The organism is Actinoplanes sp. NPDC051513 (assembly GCF_044454685.1).
Lineage (GTDB): Bacteria > Actinomycetota > Actinomycetes > Mycobacteriales > Micromonosporaceae > Actinoplanes.
Genome location: NZ_JBITDW010000027.1, coordinates 1 through 16,170 on the forward strand (window position 1 = coordinate 1; position 16,170 = coordinate 16,170).

General features: G+C 67.3%; 19 protein-coding genes. 4 read left to right on the forward strand and 15 right to left on the reverse strand.

Going from position 1 to position 16,170, the window contains the following annotated elements:
• Positions 1–20 precede the first annotated feature (20 nt).
• A complete protein-coding gene (locus ACIA5D_RS43335; RefSeq protein WP_396036490.1) occupies positions 21–248 on the reverse strand; it encodes a putative quinol monooxygenase in 228 nt (75 codons plus the stop codon).
• Positions 249–255: 7 nt separating this feature from the next.
• Entirely contained in the window at positions 256–1,272 is a 1,017-nt protein-coding gene (locus ACIA5D_RS43340; protein ID WP_396036491.1) for an aldo/keto reductase, read from the reverse strand.
• A 91-nt stretch (positions 1,273–1,363) separates the two neighbouring features.
• Between ACIA5D_RS43340 and ACIA5D_RS43345 the strand changes: the two genes are divergently transcribed.
• From ACIA5D_RS43345 to ACIA5D_RS43360, 4 genes are all read left to right on the forward strand, one after another.
• The gene (locus ACIA5D_RS43345) at positions 1,364–2,263 is read left to right on the forward strand and encodes a LysR family transcriptional regulator (RefSeq protein WP_396036492.1); all 900 of its coding nucleotides are present in this window, start codon (positions 1,364–1,366) and stop codon (positions 2,261–2,263) included.
• A 124-nt stretch (positions 2,264–2,387) separates the two neighbouring features.
• Positions 2,388–2,690, forward strand: coding sequence for an Imm10 family immunity protein (locus ACIA5D_RS43350; RefSeq protein WP_396036493.1), 303 nt, complete (start codon positions 2,388–2,390; stop codon positions 2,688–2,690).
• 358 nt (positions 2,691–3,048) lie between these two features.
• Positions 3,049–3,939, forward strand: coding sequence for an alpha/beta fold hydrolase (locus ACIA5D_RS43355; RefSeq protein ID WP_396036494.1), 891 nt, complete (start codon positions 3,049–3,051; stop codon positions 3,937–3,939).
• A gap of 234 nt (positions 3,940–4,173) precedes the next feature.
• Positions 4,174–4,326 (forward strand): hypothetical protein, encoded by a 153-nt coding sequence (locus ACIA5D_RS43360; protein ID WP_396036495.1) that lies wholly within the window; start codon positions 4,174–4,176, stop codon positions 4,324–4,326.
• Positions 4,327–4,524: 198 nt separating this feature from the next.
• On the opposite strand, the gene ACIA5D_RS43365 is transcribed toward ACIA5D_RS43360, so the two are convergent.
• The 13 genes from ACIA5D_RS43365 to ACIA5D_RS43425 form a co-directional block, all read right to left on the reverse strand.
• Positions 4,525–5,484: an LLM class flavin-dependent oxidoreductase gene (locus ACIA5D_RS43365; protein WP_396036496.1), complete on the reverse strand. Its 960-nt coding sequence runs from the start codon at positions 5,482–5,484 to the stop codon at positions 4,525–4,527.
• Positions 5,485–5,785: 301 nt separating this feature from the next.
• The gene (locus tag ACIA5D_RS43370; protein ID WP_396036497.1) at positions 5,786–6,172 is read right to left on the reverse strand and encodes a DoxX family protein; all 387 of its coding nucleotides are present in this window, start codon (positions 6,170–6,172) and stop codon (positions 5,786–5,788) included.
• A gap of 526 nt (positions 6,173–6,698) precedes the next feature.
• Positions 6,699–7,058, reverse strand: a complete 360-nt coding sequence (locus tag ACIA5D_RS43375) for a DoxX family protein (RefSeq protein WP_396036498.1) — start codon at positions 7,056–7,058, stop codon at positions 6,699–6,701.
• Between the two features lie 66 nt (positions 7,059–7,124).
• Positions 7,125–7,331, reverse strand: coding sequence for a hypothetical protein (locus ACIA5D_RS43380; protein WP_396036499.1), 207 nt, complete (start codon positions 7,329–7,331; stop codon positions 7,125–7,127).
• 121 nt (positions 7,332–7,452) lie between these two features.
• A complete protein-coding gene (gene istB, locus ACIA5D_RS43385; RefSeq protein WP_396036500.1) occupies positions 7,453–8,232 on the reverse strand; it encodes an IS21-like element helper ATPase IstB in 780 nt (259 codons plus the stop codon).
• The gene (gene istA, locus ACIA5D_RS43390) at positions 8,229–9,905 is read right to left on the reverse strand and encodes an IS21 family transposase (protein ID WP_396036502.1); all 1,677 of its coding nucleotides are present in this window, start codon (positions 9,903–9,905) and stop codon (positions 8,229–8,231) included. The genes istB and istA overlap by 4 nt, the downstream gene beginning before the upstream one ends.
• A gap of 421 nt (positions 9,906–10,326) precedes the next feature.
• Entirely contained in the window at positions 10,327–11,160 is an 834-nt protein-coding gene (locus ACIA5D_RS43395; RefSeq protein ID WP_106247754.1) for an alpha/beta fold hydrolase, read from the reverse strand.
• A 27-nt stretch (positions 11,161–11,187) separates the two neighbouring features.
• Positions 11,188–11,610, reverse strand: coding sequence for a DoxX family protein (locus tag ACIA5D_RS43400; protein WP_106247755.1), 423 nt, complete (start codon positions 11,608–11,610; stop codon positions 11,188–11,190).
• Positions 11,611–11,712: 102 nt separating this feature from the next.
• The gene (locus tag ACIA5D_RS43405; RefSeq protein ID WP_396036503.1) at positions 11,713–12,558 is read right to left on the reverse strand and encodes an ABC transporter permease; all 846 of its coding nucleotides are present in this window, start codon (positions 12,556–12,558) and stop codon (positions 11,713–11,715) included.
• Positions 12,555–13,508, reverse strand: coding sequence for an ATP-binding cassette domain-containing protein (locus ACIA5D_RS43410; RefSeq protein ID WP_396036504.1), 954 nt, complete (start codon positions 13,506–13,508; stop codon positions 12,555–12,557). The genes ACIA5D_RS43405 and ACIA5D_RS43410 overlap by 4 nt, the downstream gene beginning before the upstream one ends.
• A gap of 103 nt (positions 13,509–13,611) precedes the next feature.
• The gene (locus ACIA5D_RS43415) at positions 13,612–14,253 is read right to left on the reverse strand and encodes a PadR family transcriptional regulator (RefSeq protein ID WP_396036505.1); all 642 of its coding nucleotides are present in this window, start codon (positions 14,251–14,253) and stop codon (positions 13,612–13,614) included.
• Between the two features lie 398 nt (positions 14,254–14,651).
• Complete coding sequence (locus tag ACIA5D_RS43420; protein ID WP_396036506.1) at positions 14,652–15,500, reverse strand: hypothetical protein; 849 nt, start codon at positions 15,498–15,500, stop codon at positions 14,652–14,654.
• A complete protein-coding gene (locus ACIA5D_RS43425) occupies positions 15,436–15,975 on the reverse strand; it encodes a GbsR/MarR family transcriptional regulator (protein ID WP_396036507.1) in 540 nt (179 codons plus the stop codon). Before ACIA5D_RS43425 ends, ACIA5D_RS43420 begins: the two co-directional genes overlap by 65 nt.
• Positions 15,976–16,170: the final 195 nt, after the last annotated feature.

Consider the following 16,170-nt stretch of genomic DNA (forward strand, 5'->3'; position numbering starts at 1 on the left):
CATCATCGCCCTGGCCATGCTCACCCTCGGCGGCCACCGACCCGAACTACCCGACCGATGACCGCAAACCCACCCACACACCGATCACAAGAGCCCATTTTGTCGGGGTCGTCCTGGCTCTGGAACAGCTCATATTGTTCGCAGCCGTCTTCTTGCAGTACTACCGCCTGCAGGGCTTTGAAGGCGGTGGCGAAGCTGGCTGTCTGGTCGGCGGCGACCTGGATCGTGACGATGTGCCGAATGGTCATGAGTCTCCTATCGCCTGCGGGCCAGACCGAGGCGGCGCAGTGTCTCGTGCGGGAAGCCAAGGTCGACGGCGCTGGCCTCGGCCAGCCGGGCCTGCGGCTTCGGGTCGAGCTCGATGTCCAGGGCGGCGAGGTTGTCCTTGAACTGGGTGACCGTCCGCGCCCCGACGATCGGCGCGACCACCGCCGGGTTAAGCAGCGTCCAGGCCAACGCGACCCGGGACGGCGAGGTGCCGAGTTCCGCCGCGATCTCGCCCACCACGTCGGCGATGTCCAGTCCCCGTGCGGTGAGGAAGCCGTTGCCCGCCGCCTGGTCTCGTCGGCTGTACGGCCCACTGGCTGGCTGACTGGCCAGGTCGGCCCGGGCGTACTTGCCGGTGAGCACGCCGCCAGCCAGGGGCGACCAGGCGACAATCCCCATCCCCATGGCCTCAGCCATTGGGATCAGCTCGCGTTCGACGCTGCGTTCGATCAGGTTGTACGGGATCTGCAAGGCGATCAGCGGCGCCCAGCCCCGCAGGTCGGCGATCGCCTGCATCCGCGACACCTGCCAGGCCGGGATGTCGGACATGCCGATGTACAACACCTTGCCGGTACGGACCACATCGTCCATCGCCCGCAGGACCTCCTCGACCGGGCTGCCGCCGTCCCAGATGTGCAGATAGAGCAGGTCGAGGTAGTCGGTCCCCAGCCGGGCCAGGCTGCCCTCGACCGAGCGGACCATGCTCTTGCGGGAGTTGCCACCCGAGTTCGGGTCGCCCGGCCGCATCGGCATCGAGTACTTGGTGGCGATCACCAGTTCCTCGCGCCGGGCGGCAATGAATTCCCCGAGCATTTGCTCGGCCCGGCCGTCGGCGTAGCCGTTCGCGGTGTCGACGAAGTTGCCGCCCTGTTCGACATACGCGTCAAATATTGCCTTCGCTTCGGCTTGCGCCGCGCCCCAACCGAAGGTCATGGTGCCCAAGGCGAGCGGCGAGACGCGCAGGCCAGAATGTCCGAGCGGCCGGTAGTCCTCAAGTGCCAGCATGCCGCCAGTATGTGTAGAGCCGGGCCGCGCGATCAACGGCAGGATCTGCAACACCCGATAACCACAGCGAATTGACGGATAGGGGTCGGGTGTGGACCTGGCGCAGGTCGAGGCGTTCCTCGTGCTCGGCGAGGAGTTCCACTTCGGGCGGACCGCGGAGCGGCTGCATGTCTCCCAGCCGCGGATCAGCCGGCTCATCGCCGCCTTGGAGAGCGAGATCGGGGGCGCGCTGTTCGAACGCACCAGCCGCCGGGCCGAGCTGACCCCCCTCGGCACCCAGCTACGCGACGAGTTGGCGCCGGTCCACCAGCAACTGCTGGCGGCGTTCGTCCGGGCACGCACGGCCGCGCGCTCGCCGGCCGGGCAGCTGAGCATCGGCTTCACCGCCACCACCGCCGGCCCATCCCTCGATCGGCTCGTGGAGGCGTTCGAACCCGCCGAGCCCGGTTGCACACTGATCCTGAAGGAGGTCGCACTGATCGACTCCTACACGCCGCTGCGCTCAGGGGAGATCGACGTGCTGATCTGCTGGCTCGTACTCGACGAGCCCGGCCTCACCACGGGCCCCCGGATCGCCGAGTACCCGCGCGTGCTGGCCGTCGCCGACGAGCATCCCCTCGCCGGCGAGCCCACCGTGTCGGTCGAGGTGCTCGCCGATTACCCGGTGCCCAACTGGGACTTCCAAGGACTGGCCAACCGAGTCCTACGCGCCATGGTGCCGACCCAGACCCCGTCCGGGCGGCCGATCCGGCTGCATCCCACGCCGGTCCGCACGGTGACCGAGGTCGCGAGCTTGATCGCACGAGGGCAAGTGGTCCTGCCCACGGTCCAGATGCAACGCTTCGGTACCGACCGGATTGTGCTCATCCCGATCCGGGACCTACCACCCGTACCGCTCGGGCTGGTCTGGTGCACCGCCCACGAAAACGCCCGCATCCGCGCCCTCGCCCACGCCGCCCGCAAGCTAACCCTGCCGAATGACTCCCGGTAGTCAAATGAGAGCCACACCCGCAGGTGGGCAGCCGATGAGAGAGCGTCCCGCCGAGCACCTCGGCAGGGGCCCCGTCAGGCCCTTGCCGTAGCTCTATTGAACAGCTAAAGATCTTGAATGCCTGGTGGCCGGGGTGGCTGAGCGTGGTGACGGTACCGGCCGGGAGCTGATCTTCCAGGCGTCACTAGACCAACCGGACGGGGGCGACGCCGATCTGGGCATGGACACGTATTGCCTCGTCACGGAGCAGCAAGCCACGGCGTACGGCTGCGTGCGCGAGTTGACCATCGACGGCGACCGTCTACGTGTCGAACTGTCCGACGATGCGCTGGTGGAGTTGGAATCGCGGACAGCGTTATCGAGGTGCGACCGGCGATCGATACGAGTTCCCGCGACCTTCTACGTGCGATGTTGGGGAAGATCTTGACCTACGGCCGAGAAGCTGCCCGTCCGCGTGTGCTGCAGTTGTGGCTCGCTCCTCCCTTCGACTGTGTCCGCCGCGCGCACTGCAGCCTGACAGTGCGCCACCATGAAGCGAAGGATCGTTCGAGGAAACTCCCGCCGCTGAGCTCGACACCGCGCCGGCTCCGAGCGCTATCTGCGGCAGTTCCGGATGACAAGCCCTCTTAGGCTCGGCTCGCGACGTGATCCGTCTAGGTTGGTCATCACTTGACCGGACGCTGAGGCTGGGCACCGCGGCGACGCAGGCTCGCGCTGTCGGTTCGGGTGAACGGCGGCGGTGCGTCGGCGGGCGGGGCGGCTGTATCTCGGCGAGGATGGTACGCGTGACGGCCAAGTTGTTCCCTGGCTTCACCCAGGTCCGGGTGACGGTGGGCGGGATCACGATCAATGCGGTGCGCGGTGGCGTCGGCCCACCCGTACTGATGCTGCACGGATACCCACAGACGCACGTCATGTGGCACCGGGTGGCACCGGGGCTCGCGTCGCGGCACACGGTGGTGTGCGCGGACCTGCGCGGGTACGGCGACAGCGACAAGCCCGATTCGGACCCCGGCCACCAGCCATACGCCAAACGGGTCATGGCGCGCGATCAAGTTGAGCTGATGCGGGCGCTGGGTTTCGACCGGTTCGCCGTCGTCGGACACGACCGGGGCGCGCGGGTGGCCCGCCGGATGGCACTGGACCACCCCGACACGGTAGGGCGGCTGGCCGTGCTGGACATCGTGCCGACCGCGACTGTGTACGGCACCCTCGATCAAGTGCATGCCACGACGGTGTGGCGATACTTCTTTCTGGTGCAGCCACCCGACCTGCCCGAGCGGTTGATCGGCGCGGACCCCAGCTACTACCTCACCCACACGCTGCGGGAGTGGTGCGCCACCCCGGACAGGCTGGCCGCGGACGCGGTGGCCGAGTACCGGCGCTGCTTCGACCCGGCCACCATCCGTGCCACGTGTGAGGACTACCGCGCCGGCGCCAGCGTGGACCTCGACCACGACGCGTCTGACGCCGATCACCGCATCGCCTGCCCGACGCTGGTGCTGTGGAGCGCCACTGGCCTCGGTGCCGCCTACGATGTGCTGCCCACCTGGCGGCAGCAGGCCGACAACGTGCGCGGAAAGGCCCTGGACTGCGGTCATTTCCTGGCAGAGGAGCGACCGGAAGAGGTCACCGCGCAACTGCTCGCGTTCCTGGCCGCAGACGAGGATACCTGACCTACACCCGCTCAGCGGCAGAGGAGGGCGCCGGCTCAGTCGGTCAGCTAACAGACCCAGCAGTAGATTGAGCGACCCGTTCTTACCGCGCTGACGGAAAGACGCGCGACCTCGCCGATCAGTTCCCTGGCCAACTCATCGTCGATGAATTCGCCCTCGTCAGCCCGCAACGCAATCCACCGCTCCGCGAACCCGCCAACCAATCGATCGTGCACCACAACATGATCATCGGTAGTGGATCATCCGCAAAGCGTTGCAGGCAAACGGCTTCAGAACCCGGTACCGCCATCGCGTCCGTCCACCATCTACATCGTCGGCCATCCGACCCACTCCGCCACCGCCACGTTTCCTGTGACAGAACCGAATATCATGATCGCCGACAAGTGAAAGGCGGGTCCCGTTCGGCTCGAACCTGTCGGCGGCGAGCTGTACCGGGTTTGGGGCAGGCGCGACGGCGCTCTCGGCCAGGTCGTTCGAAGTTGACGGGAGTCCGTTCGTCGAGCGGGTGTCAGGCCCGGCAAGCCGACCCGACACTCGAGGGAATGTGAATGGTCGCAGACGGGTAGAAGCCCACGGACCTCCCTGTCAGGTCAAGATGGCCCGTACTTGTGCGATGAGCTCGCATTGCCGCATCCACTGTGCACCGACCGAGCCAATACCAGGGGACACGACCACGCCGGCCGCGCCGGCCGCGGCGTACTGCGCGATGAGTTCGGCGGCCTCCGCTGGGCTGGTGGTCACGGTGGCGGCTGCCTCCTCGGGCGTGATGCCGTGTTTGCCGGGCAGGCTGCGCACGAACGATTCGCGCGCGGCGCGCGCCGCCCGAGCGGATTGATCGTCAGTGTGGATTGCCAGGCCGCCGACGTATACCGACGGAGTGGAGCGTCCGCGCTCGGCCGTTAGCTGGCGCAGTTTCGCCACACCGGCCGCGAGCGTATGCGGTGCGATCTGGGAGGGGAGCCAGCCGTCGCCGTAGCTCGCGGCTCGGTGGATCGCTGTGTCGGAGTTCCCGCCGATCAGGACGGGTGGTACCGGTGCCCCGGGCGCCAACGTGACCACCGGTTCACCCGGCTGGTACTTCAGCCGGGTCGGCTCGCCCGCGATGAGCCGGGCAAGGACGGCGAGCGCGGCGTCGGCCCGTCGGCCTCGCTCCTGGCGCGCGACGCCGATCGCCCGCCAGAAAGGCGAATCGGGCAGGCCGCCTGAGCCCACGCCGAGCAGGACCCGGTTGCGGCTGACGTGCTGCAGCGCCTGCACTTGCGCGGCCACCCAGGCGACTGGACGTAGTGGCAGGCTGAGTACGCCGAAACCGATGCCAACCCGCTCGGTGGCCGCGGCGGCGGCCGCGAGAACAACCGTAGCCTCCAGCGCGGGCGTGCCGTCGCCGATGATCAGGTCGGCGGCCCATACAGAGTCGAACCCGAGCGTTTCGACGTGCCGCGCTGCGGCCGCTACGTCCATGTCTCCAGGCTGTCCCTCTTCGCCAAGCGTGGGCAACCCAATCCCGATCGTGACGGCAGGCTGCGGGTCGGTTGCCGCGGTCATGACAGCCCCGCTCGGATTGTCTGCACCCGCCTCGACTACCCACCGTCGCGCGAGTCCAATCGCGGTCGGCTCCACTCACAAGCCTGGACTTCAACCAGGACTACGCGAGGTGGCACAGCATCCAACGGGCCCTGGCCCCCGGAGATCCGCAAGGTACGTGTGGGCAACCGGGGTCGCCGCAGCCCGGACCCTCCGTGCGTGTCGCAGGCCGCCGCGTTGATCATCCGCAGCCTGGAGTCGGACGCGACATTGCTGCTGTTGTCTGGCCGCTACGGCAGGGCAGCCAGACGCCGCGCCTGGGTCAGCCGTTGAAGGACTCGGGGCCGAAGCGGCCCCAGGCCACGAAGACGGCCATGGCGAGATAGACCAGGTCGGGCACGATCGTTGCCTTCTCGCCACGGCGCAGACGCATGATCACCGCGCCGACAAACAGCAACGCCACACAGGTGGCAGTCACCGGCACAAGAAACGGCGCGATGTCGAGTACGGCAGGCAGGATCAGGCCCACCGCACCCAGGATTTCGAGGATTCCGAGGGCCCTCAGGGCGCCCGGGCTGAAGTCCAGGACCCATGCTGATGCCGCGCCGCCCAAGGAGGCCAACTTCTCTCTGGGCACGAAGATCTTGGAAGTGCTGACCAGCAGGACAGCGGCCAGCAGTCCGGTAACGATCCACAGAACCAGATTCATGACCATCTTCCTCTCAACCTTGTCGGCATTTCCCCTTGTCGGGCGACCCCAGGACGGAGCGCGGTCAAGTTGCCTGACGGTTCGGCCGTCCCCGGAGTCGGCAGCCGGCACGTCGCAGGGCGCCCAGGTCGCCGACCCGAGTCGTGCCGACGACCTCGTGGCCGCGCGCCAAACGTTGGAGAACGAGTTGGCTGCGGATGGGCCGGACGCTCGGCAATGAAGATCTTCATTACGTCCGGCAACCCCAACGCTACCGCCGGGCCTGTGCTCAGTCCGCGACGATCGCTGCCAGCACTCGGGAGAACGAAGCCGACACGTGCGACATCGCTGCACCGGGCGTCATCGGCAGGAAACACCTTGATGCGGAACTGACGGTGCCAGCTCGACCACCTCGGCCCGGCATGGTGCGCACTGCCGCAAATGCCGAAGCACCGGGACCGCTGCTACCTGAGGCCGAACGGTGCCACCGACAATCGCAGGGCGACACCGCCCGTGCCCGCGGACGGGTGCGGGCGGCCTCTGCGGCTTACCATGAGGCGAGTCGCAAACTGAGCGAGCCTATGGCCAGCAGTAGGAACATTCCCGGGTAGGCGTAGGTCCGCGGCGCCGCGCGGGCGCGGGCGCGGGCGTGGCTGATCATGGCGCCGACGAAGAACAGGGTGAGGCCGGTGGCGGCTGCGAGCCCGATCAGGGGCACGCCGATACCGGCGAGCAGGCCGAGCGCCCCGGCTGTCTTGAGGGCACCCAGGGGAAGCAGCCACGAATGCGGGATGCCCAGACTCGACATGTTGGCGAGGACCCAGTCGGCGCGGACGAAGTCGTACACGGAGATCCAGATGTTGGCCGCGGCGGTCAGTACGGCGACGACAACGTAGGCGGTGAACATGAGAGATGCCTTCCCTTGCGAGAGGCGTTGACGGAGTCGCGGATGCGGCATGGGCGGGGGTCGCACCTACTGCTTGTATGGGATGACCTGGGGGTATTTGCCGCCGGTGGTCTGGATGGGTGGCTCCTCGGCGGGTTCGACGGTGACGTTGGCCAGGTGATGGTCCGACAGGAGCCCGGTGAGGTTGGTACGGACGGATTCGCGGACCCGTGGTGGATCGGCGCCTTCGGCGACGCGCAGTCGTATCCGCAGGGTGTCCGGGGTGGTTTGCACGAGTTGGTGGCTGCGGAGGTTCCGTCCGACGCCGCTTATTGGCGAGTTCTGACACCGCCGGGCACGTGTCGGTGCCGCGGATGTTGGTTTGCGTCGACACCGCTTCCGCGCCCGACGGGTGTCAGGTTGTCCGCTGCTTTGTAGCTTGGGCCAGACGGTAGGAGTCGGTGCCGGTCTCGAGGATGGTGCCGCCGAAGGTGAGTCGGTCGACGATGGCGGCGCATAGCCGGGGGTCGGTGAAGGTCTTGGTCCAGCCGCCGAAGGACTCATTGGACGCGATCGCGACCGAGGCCTTCTCCTCACGCTCGGTGAGGACCTGGAAGAGGAGTTCCGCGCCGCGGCGGTCGAGTTGCATGTAGCCGAGTTCGTCGATGCACAGCAGGTCGACGCGGCCGTAGCGGGCGATGGTCTTCGCCAGCGTCATCTCGTCGGCGGCCTCGACGAGCTCGTTGGCAAGCTGGGTCGCCAGGGTGTACTTGACCCGGTAGCCGGCCATGGCGGCCTCGGTGCCGAGTGCGATCAGCAGATGGGACTTGCCGGTGCCGGAGTCCCCGATCAGACACAGCGGCTGTCCCTTCTGGACCCATTCGCACTTGGCGAGGGTGTGGATCACGGCGGGATCGGTGTTGGGGTTGGCGTCGAAGTCGAAGGCCCGCAGGGACTTCTCGCGGGGGAACTTGGCGGCCTTGATCCGGCGTTCGGACCGGCGTCGGGCGCGATCGTCGCACTCGGCAAGCAATAGTTCGGCGAGGAACCCGCGGTAAGACATCTGCTCACGCCCTGCCCGGTCGGCGTAGTCGGTGAAGGAGTTGCGGATGGTGGGCATTCGCAGCATCCGGCACGCTTGGTCGATCGCGGCGTCGGCTGCTTCTTCGGTCATTCCACGGCGCTTGGTGGTCACGGTGCGGCTCCTTCGTTCGGGGTGTCACGTCGGCTGGCCAACAGCTGGTCGTACTTCTCCACGCTCGGCAGCGGCCGAGTGTCGGCCGGGATGTGGGCGCGGAGCCGGCGCTCGGTCAGCGATCGCACGGCAGGGATCTCGCCTTCTCCGCGTGCCCTGTCGCCGCTCATCAGGGACTGGTGGTCCGCTGTTGTGTCGTCGGCTCCGCCATCTGCTGTGTCGTTGTACTTGCGCGCTTCCAACGCGACAGCGTCCGCGGTGAGCGCGCCTGCACGCAGCGCCGTCGCGAGTCCGGCGACGACGTGGTCGTGTGGAAGGTGCCGGTGCAGCATCAGGACCTCGATGAGGGCACGGGTGCCGTCGGCGTCACCGTGGGCCTTGCAGGCCGCGGCCCACCAGGCGTCGTGAACGGGCGTGAACCGCCCGGATGCCCTGGCCTGCTCCAGCGCTTTCGCACCGGGTAGCGCGCCCGGTTTGCGGAGGAGGACCTCGAGATAGTGGTCCAGGTCGACCCGGGCCGAGCCCTTGGTCATGAGCCGTTCGTGGCGGGCGATCTCGGTCCTGCCGTCGAACACGACCAGGTCGCTGGCGTTCAGGAGCACCCGGGCTTGACGGCCGACCATGCGCGCGGGCACGGAGTACTTGTTCATCCGGACCGTGACCTGGGCGTACCGGTCCACGCGCGGGGTGAACCAGCGGCCGGTCTCGAACGGCTCGGTCGGAAGGGGCGCGAGGAGTGGCTGCTCGGTGGCGAAGTGTTCCCCGACCGTGCGGGCGCGGGACCCGATCCGCCGGGCATCGTCGGCTTCGTCCCAGGCGTCGACCATAGCGTTGAGCTCGTCTAGGGAGTCGACCTCGGGGATAGGGACGAGGTGGTTGCGTCGGAACCAGCCGATCTGCCCCTCGACGCCGCCCTTCTCGTGCGCACCTTGGATTCCGGGCTGGCAATAGAAGGCTTCGATGCCGTAGTGGGAACGGACGGCGGTCCACCTGTCGGCCTCGACCCGCTGGCGGGAGAACCCGATCACGCTCGCGACGGCGGCCTTGAGGTTGTCGTAGCGGATCTTCCCGGTCGGCACCCCGCCGAGCACGTTGAAGGCGTGGACGTGACCCTCGAAGAAGGCTTCCTGCCCAGCCGAGGCACTGACCCTGTGCACGGCCTTGCCCGAGTAGGAGAGCCGAAGGCTGAACAGCGCGCAGGTTACGAGCTCGCCGCGCAGGTGGATGGCGACGTCGCCGAAGTCAACCTCGGCCTCGCGGCCCGGGAGGTGCTCTTGCGGGATGAACGCGTTGGCAGGTTCCCGTCCGACCTCGACGCGAATCTCACGGCGTCGGGTGGCGACGTACTCGCGGACCATCCAGTACGACACCACCCCGGCCCCGTCATGTTCGTCAAGCAGTCGATCGAAGATCCGCTTCGCCGTGTGTCGCTGCTTCCGCGGCGCGTCGAGGTCCGAGCGCAGCCAGTCGTCGATCACCACTCGGTACGCGTCAAGTCGTGAGTCGCGTTTGGGCGGTTGCTTTCTCTCCTTCGGCCATGCAGATTCCAGCGCCGCTGTCACGGTTCGGAAGCCGACGCCGTGCTTGCGCTGCAGCGCGCGGTTGGACATCCCAGATCGGGCATCCCGTCGGATCGCCGCGTACAGGTCGACCCGGGAACGCGGCTGCGTCATCGGTGGCACTCCTGACGTGAGCACGCCGTGGGCACGACTTTCGGCACCGGGCCACCGCCCGGGAACGGTGACCGCATGCGACCACAGCCCGGAATCACTGGCCCTACCGAGGTGCCTGGTCATGTGCTGCGCAGGGGTTCGGTGGGCGGTACTGAGGCGGCCCGGAGTGCGGGGTACGACCGACGACGGAGCCGATGAGCCGCGAGTAGGCCAGATCGAGTCCCACTGAAGCCCAGGTCAGTACGACGGCCCGGCCTTGCGTGGCGACGAAGACGTTGGTGACGAGCACGCCCAGGATCAGGCCTGTGATGCCGCCGACGACATCAACCTCGGCACCACCTGTCCGCCCCGTGTCCCTGGCGCGACGAAGATCTGCTTGCGCGGTGCCTAATCGGTCTTCCCGCACCACCTCGCGGGCCTCTCAGTGTTCGCTGCTGAAGAACCGTAGCAACAGTGGGCCGATGGTCTGTGGGTCGACGACGTGATCCGGCCCGTCGAGGGTCTCCCGTTGAGCGTGGGGTAGTAGGTCTGCAAGCTCGTCGGCTGCGCGGTCGAAGAAGTCCGAGGGCAGGCCTGCCATGTAGGGGACCGTGATCGGTCCTCCGGTGGTGACCAGGACCGGTTGGGTGACCGTTGCCAGTCGATCGGTCGGCAATTGGTAGCGGTTGTGGAAGACGCTGTCGTGGACCAGCGTGGGCGCGAGGGCGACCGAATCCGCCCAATGCGACGTCTGCTTGCCTGCCGCTTTCCTGGCCGCGATGTTGTCGTCGGAAGCGCCGGACAGGCGCATGAACAGTTCGAGAACCTCCTCGTCTCGCCCGGCGTCGAAGGCGCGTCGGGTGTCCGCGATGTACTCCTCGAATCGCGGGCGTATGTCGTCCCCGACCGCGTAGGGCACCTCCCACACGGCGATCGTGTCGATGGCTGACCCGGCCGCGGCGGCTTCCAGCGCCAGCGCGCCACCAGAGGACGCCCCGAACAGGTGTGCCGAGCCACCCGCCTCCGCGATCAACGCATCCAGGTCCTCGATCTCTCTTTCCACGGCGTAGGGCTCGGTGAAGCCGCTCGCGCCGCGTCCCCGACGGGCATAGTTGTAGACCGTGAAGTGCTCGGCGAGAGCAGGTACCAAGGGAGCGTTCTCGGCTCCGTCGTCCAGCGCGCCGCCTACCAGGACGACAGCCGGACCGCTTCCCTTCCGGTCGTAGGCGATGGTGGTGCCATCGTTTGATGTCACGCGAAAGTCCATCTCGTTCATCTCACATCTCCGTTCGAGAGGTTTGTCTCAGCGCCTGAGCAGCGTGCCGACGACGGCCTCGGTGCGCGACCACCGCGCCCTTGCGATCACGGCCGCCACGACGAGACAGGCGAGCGGCAGCCAAGGGCTCTGCTCGAGCACGAACTGATCGGTGATGACAGCACCGGTCAGCAATGCCGCCAACCCGAGACTGGCCAGGCCCGCCAGAGCCGGGATCAGGAGTCCAACCCCTCCCGCGACCTCCAGCGCTCCGACCAGGTACCGGAGCCACTGGCCAGCCCCGATGTCGGCGAACATGTCCACCATGACCGGGTCGCCGGCGAGCTTCGAGATTCCGCCGCCGGCGATTATCGCCGCCAGCACGACTTGCAGAATCCAGACTCCGATGCTGCTTGCCCGCCCGGGCGTGTGCGCAACGGTTTCCGAGTTGTTCTTGGGGATGGTGCTCATTCGGCTCTCCTTGTCGTGTCCGGGCCTGGTACCGGTGATGGCGTTGGCCGAGTGGGCCGGTTGTCGAAGCTGATTTCGACCAAGTGCTCGCGGTAGCGGCATCTACTTCTTGTTGCGGTAGAGGACCATGGTGATGGGACCGAAGACCGCGACGAGAAGTACGGACGAGACGAGCACCCAGCCGATTTCCCCGGCGGGCACCGAGCCGTCCATCAGGCCGCGTACCACGGTCGCCAGGTGGCTGATCGGGTTGACCTCGATGACCGCCTGCATCCACCCGGGCATCGTCTTCGGGTCCACGAAGATGTTGCTCACGAACGTCAGCGGGAACATCACCATCATGCTGACCCCCGCCACCGAGTTCGGCGTGCGCAGGATCAGGCTGAGCATCGTCCACAGCCACGACAGGCAGAACGAGAACACCAGCAGCAGCACCACCGACAGCACCACCCCGACGGCGCCACCCTCCGGCCGGAACCCTAGGACCAGTCCGAGCGTGATCACGATCGCCGACCCGATCGAGTAGCGCATCACATCGCCGAGCAGGGCGCCGACCAGCGGCGACGGTCGCCACACCGGAAGTGACCTGAACCTGTCGAACACCCCCTTCTGGATGTCGGTGTTCAGCGTTATGCCGGTGTTCATGGTGATCATGACGTTCGCCTGCACCAGGATGCCCGGCAGCAGGAACTGCAGGTACTCCTGAGTCGACCCGGCGAGCGCGCCACCGAACAGGTAGGTGAACATCAGCGTGAACATGATCGGGAACATGGTCACGTCGACGAGCTGCTCCGGGACGTGTTTGATCTTCAGCAAAGCGCGCCAGCCGAACGTCAACGAGGTGAGCACCGGACCGGGGCTAGACGGCCGCTCGCCGGCCAACAGCACACTGCGCAGCGCGTCCTCGGTGACCGGCGCCGACGCCTGCTCCGCGGTCGTGGCATTCATGCGGCATCCTCCTCGGCGGCGTGTCCGGTCAGGGTGAGGAACACCTCGTCCAGGCTCGGCTGACCGAGCGCGAACTCGGTGACGTCGATGCCGCTGCGGGACAGCTCGGCCAGGGCGCGGGCGACCCGCTCGGGGTCGGAGATCCGCGCGGACAGCGCGGCCGGGTCGGCGGACGGCTCGACCTGCACCTCGAGGACGCCGGCGAGGACCCGCTCTGCCTCGGCCCGCTGCTCGGGCGCACGTAGCCGTACGTGCAGCGAGCCGGCACCGACCGATGCCTTGAGCTCGCCACTCGAGCCCTCGGCGACCACCTTCCCGTGGTCGATCACCGCGATCCGGTCGGCCAGCTGGTCGGCCTCGTCGAGGTACTGCGTGGTCAGCAACACGGTGGCGCCCTCGGCGACCATGCCCCTGACGATCTCCCAGACCTGGTTCCTGCTGCGCGGGTCGAGCCCGGTCGTGGGCTCGTCGAGGAAGATCAGTTCGGGGGTGACGACCAGGCTCGCCGCGATGTCGATGCGCCTGCGCATCCCGCCGGAGTACTTCTTCACCTGCCGGTCGGCCGCCTCGGCAAGACCGAACGCGTCGAGCAGGTCGGCCGCCCGCTCCCTGCCTCGGCGGCGTGAGTAGCCGAGCAACCTGGCGAGCAGCAACAGGTTCTCCACCCCGGTGAGGTCCTCGTCGACCGACGCGAACTGCCCGGTGAGGCCCACCCTGCTCCGCACCGCCCGGGCGTCACGCACGACGTCGTAACCGAGCACTTGCGCCTCTCCGGCATCGGGGCGCAGGAGCGTGGCCAGCATGCGGATCGCGGTGGTCTTGCCCGCCCCGTTCGGACCGAGCACGCCGTACACGCCCCCGGCGCTCACGGCCAGGTCCACACCGGCGACCGCGTGGGTCTTGCCGAAGCTCTTCTTCAACCCTCTCGTCTCGATCGCGAGCTTTCCCATGGGTTCGAGTCCTTCTCTCGGTGTTGCGAACGGATTGGTTGAGCTAGTCAAGTTTGATTACTTGGCCAGAGTGCACGAGGAGGAAACGTCTAGTCAAGGTTGATTAGAAGCGCATCTTGAGGGGATCGTGGACCGTTCGCCACGAACCCGGATCATCGGCCATGGTGTAGGCGCCCTCAGACAGTCGTTTGCTCAGGTTCTTCGCCCACTCCAGTTCGGTGCGTGCGTGTCCCGCCCACAGTTCGGCCTGATCGCGGACGTGTTCGGGAATGTCGGGGTTCGGGTTCTCCCGCCACTTGGCCTGCACTACGAGCTCCGCTTCGAGGCGCGCGACCCGCTCGTTAACGTGCGCGATGGCATCTGTCCTGGTCAGCATGGGCAACATGGCGATGGACGCGTCGAGCATGGTGGGGTCATGGGTGCGCCGCAGACCGTCGCGGACCAGTTCGACTATCTCGTCACGTCCCCGAGCTGTCACGCGGTACAGAACGCGCTCCGGCCCGGAGTTGCCCGGCTCGGCGTGTTCGGTGAGGAGGCCATCAGCCGCCGCCTTCTTCAGCGCGTGATAAATCGAGCCGGGCTTGATCTTGGCCCAACTCTCCGCACCCCAGCTCTGCAGTTCGGACCGCACCTGGTAGCCATGCGCGCCGCCGGAGAGGTGCACGATACCGAGTACCAGGAGCTTCGTCGCCGACACGCGCCCACCTCCGCTCAACCCTCTCGTCTCGATCGCGAACTTTCCCATGGGTTCGATTCCTTCTCTCGGTGTTGCGAACGGATTGGTAGAGACTAGTCCAGTTTGACTACTTGGCCAGAGTACACGAGGAGGAAACGTCTAGTCAAGGTTGATTAGAAGCGCATCTTGAGGTGACCGGGGACCGTTCGCCACGAACCCGGATCATCGGCCATAGTGTAGGCGCCCTCAGACAGTCGTTTGCTCAGGCTCTTCGCCCACTCCAGTTCGGTGCGTGCGTGTCCCGCCCACAGTTCGGCCTGATCGCGGACGTGCTCGGGGGCGTCCCGATTGGGGGTGCTCCCGCCACTTGGCCTGCTCTACGAGCTCCGCTTGCGCGCCCGCCAGGGTGGTGTCAACTCCCACCAACACTAGGGTGCCCTCCTGGTCCGGGTGGTGTCAGCACTGACCTACAAGCGGTGCTGGTGGAGACCTCCAAAGCCAAGTTGGAACAGCTCGACGCCGGAGGTGCGTTCCACGGCGGTCGCCAGGGCCAGCGGCACGATCGTCACGCGTTCTGCGTTCTCGGTGGTGAAGGTCAGTACCGAGGCGGAGCGGCCCTGTAGGCGGATGGCCATGAACGGGCTGCCGCAGGGGCAGGGATCGGGCCGTCGCAGGATGCTGTCGCCGAGGTCGTAGCGTAGGACCGGCTGCTCCCTCTTGTAGAGGGTGCTCAGGAGCACCGTGTGGGACAGCTGCGGCTTGCCTCGCCGTTGGTGGGCTCTCTGCTGGGCCATCTCGGCGGCCGCCACGGCGAAGTGGCCGCCGGTGCCGGCGATCTTGACCGTGCGGCCGCCCTTGATGAGCGCCTTGAGCACGATGCCCGGGGTGAGGCCGTTGCTGCCGACGATCGCGCGGATCGCCAGTGCCGCGGCCACGGCGAGGGTGTGCCGGTCGTTGAGGAAGATCGCGACGTTTCCGGTGGTGCCTGAGGTCGTGGTGAGCAGGTACGTGTCGCGAAATTGGGCGCCGACCAGGGCGGGGTCGTCGGCGAACGCGCGCGCCTGCTCGAGCGTGACGTCCGGATCGCTCACCCAGTCGTCGAAGCGGGCCATGAGGTGGCGTTTGTCGGTCACCGGCAGCAGCCGCGGGTCGCTTATCTGGTCGGGGAGCCCGTCGTAGAGCTCGCGGTAGAAGCGGGAGTGCGTGCGGGCGTGAGCGATCGCCTCGGCCAGGCGTTGTTGTTGCCGGCGCTCAATTCCGGGACGTCCTTGCCGCACGGCCTTGCGGGCGTCGCCCCACAGGCTGAGAAAGTTCATGACTGTCCTTTCCGGCCTTCGTGTGCTCTTCCCACCGTTGCCACAAGGGCTCGGCCTCCTCGATGAGGAAGCGGTAGAGCTCGTGGGCGTTGCGCACCCGGGCCGCTCTCGGGGAGCTTGCACCGAGGATCTCGATGCCTTCGCCGGTGAGGTCGGCGAACGCCTTCAATCCGGCAAGCTGCTCGCGCCAGGAGTTGGCCCATGCATCCTCGGCTACGCGGTAGTACGTCGCGCGGTCGCCGGGCCGGGTGACGGATCGGAGCATGCCTGCCGTCGACAGGACCCGCAGCGTGCTGGTCAGCGAACCGCGGCTGGCCTGCACGGCCTCGGCGATCTGGGCGGGGGACTGCTCAGGCGGATCGCACACGGTGAGCCACACCAGCGTCCGGGCGGTGATCGGCGGCCAGCCGCGGCGCACGAAATGACCAGCAGTGTCCGCCATCCAATCGCGAAGTCGGTCGTCATCCACCACCATGACCGTAATTATAGTCGCGGCTAAAATCTTCGTCTACCTACTGCCAGGTTTCGCGGACGGCCGGCAGGGCGCCAGACGGGCGCATTTCGTTACCGACGGTCGGCGTCGACAGTCAGATAGCGGGGCGTACACGGTGCGGCAGAACCAGCGTGCCGGGAGCCGGCGTGCCGGGAGAACACCTCCACATCCTGGACA

Excerpts from the sequence above, each read along its gene's own strand:
- ACIA5D_RS43335 (WP_396036490.1), bottom strand. The coding sequence starts at position 248 with ATGACCATTCGGCACATCGTCACGATCCAGGTCGCCGCCGACCAGACA.
- ACIA5D_RS43340 (WP_396036491.1), bottom strand. The coding sequence starts at position 1,272 with ATGCTGGCACTTGAGGACTACCGGCCGCTCGGACATTCTGGCCTGCGC.
- ACIA5D_RS43365 (WP_396036496.1), bottom strand. The coding sequence starts at position 5,484 with ATGACCGCGGCAACCGACCCGCAGCCTGCCGTCACGATCGGGATTGGG.
- ACIA5D_RS43370 (WP_396036497.1), bottom strand. The coding sequence starts at position 6,172 with ATGAATCTGGTTCTGTGGATCGTTACCGGACTGCTGGCCGCTGTCCTG.
- ACIA5D_RS43375 (WP_396036498.1), bottom strand. The coding sequence starts at position 7,058 with ATGTTCACCGCCTACGTTGTCGTCGCCGTACTGACCGCCGCGGCCAAC.
- istA (WP_396036502.1), bottom strand. The coding sequence starts at position 9,905 with ATGACGCAGCCGCGTTCCCGGGTCGACCTGTACGCGGCGATCCGACGG.
- ACIA5D_RS43395 (WP_106247754.1), bottom strand. The coding sequence starts at position 11,160 with ATGAACGAGATGGACTTTCGCGTGACATCAAACGATGGCACCACCATC.
- ACIA5D_RS43400 (WP_106247755.1), bottom strand. The coding sequence starts at position 11,610 with ATGAGCACCATCCCCAAGAACAACTCGGAAACCGTTGCGCACACGCCC.
- ACIA5D_RS43405 (WP_396036503.1), bottom strand. The coding sequence starts at position 12,558 with ATGAATGCCACGACCGCGGAGCAGGCGTCGGCGCCGGTCACCGAGGAC.
- ACIA5D_RS43410 (WP_396036504.1), bottom strand. The coding sequence starts at position 13,508 with ATGGGAAAGCTCGCGATCGAGACGAGAGGGTTGAAGAAGAGCTTCGGC.
- ACIA5D_RS43415 (WP_396036505.1), bottom strand. The coding sequence starts at position 14,253 with ATGGGAAAGTTCGCGATCGAGACGAGAGGGTTGAGCGGAGGTGGGCGC.
- ACIA5D_RS43420 (WP_396036506.1), bottom strand. The coding sequence starts at position 15,500 with ATGAACTTTCTCAGCCTGTGGGGCGACGCCCGCAAGGCCGTGCGGCAA.
- ACIA5D_RS43425 (WP_396036507.1), bottom strand. The coding sequence starts at position 15,975 with ATGGTGGTGGATGACGACCGACTTCGCGATTGGATGGCGGACACTGCT.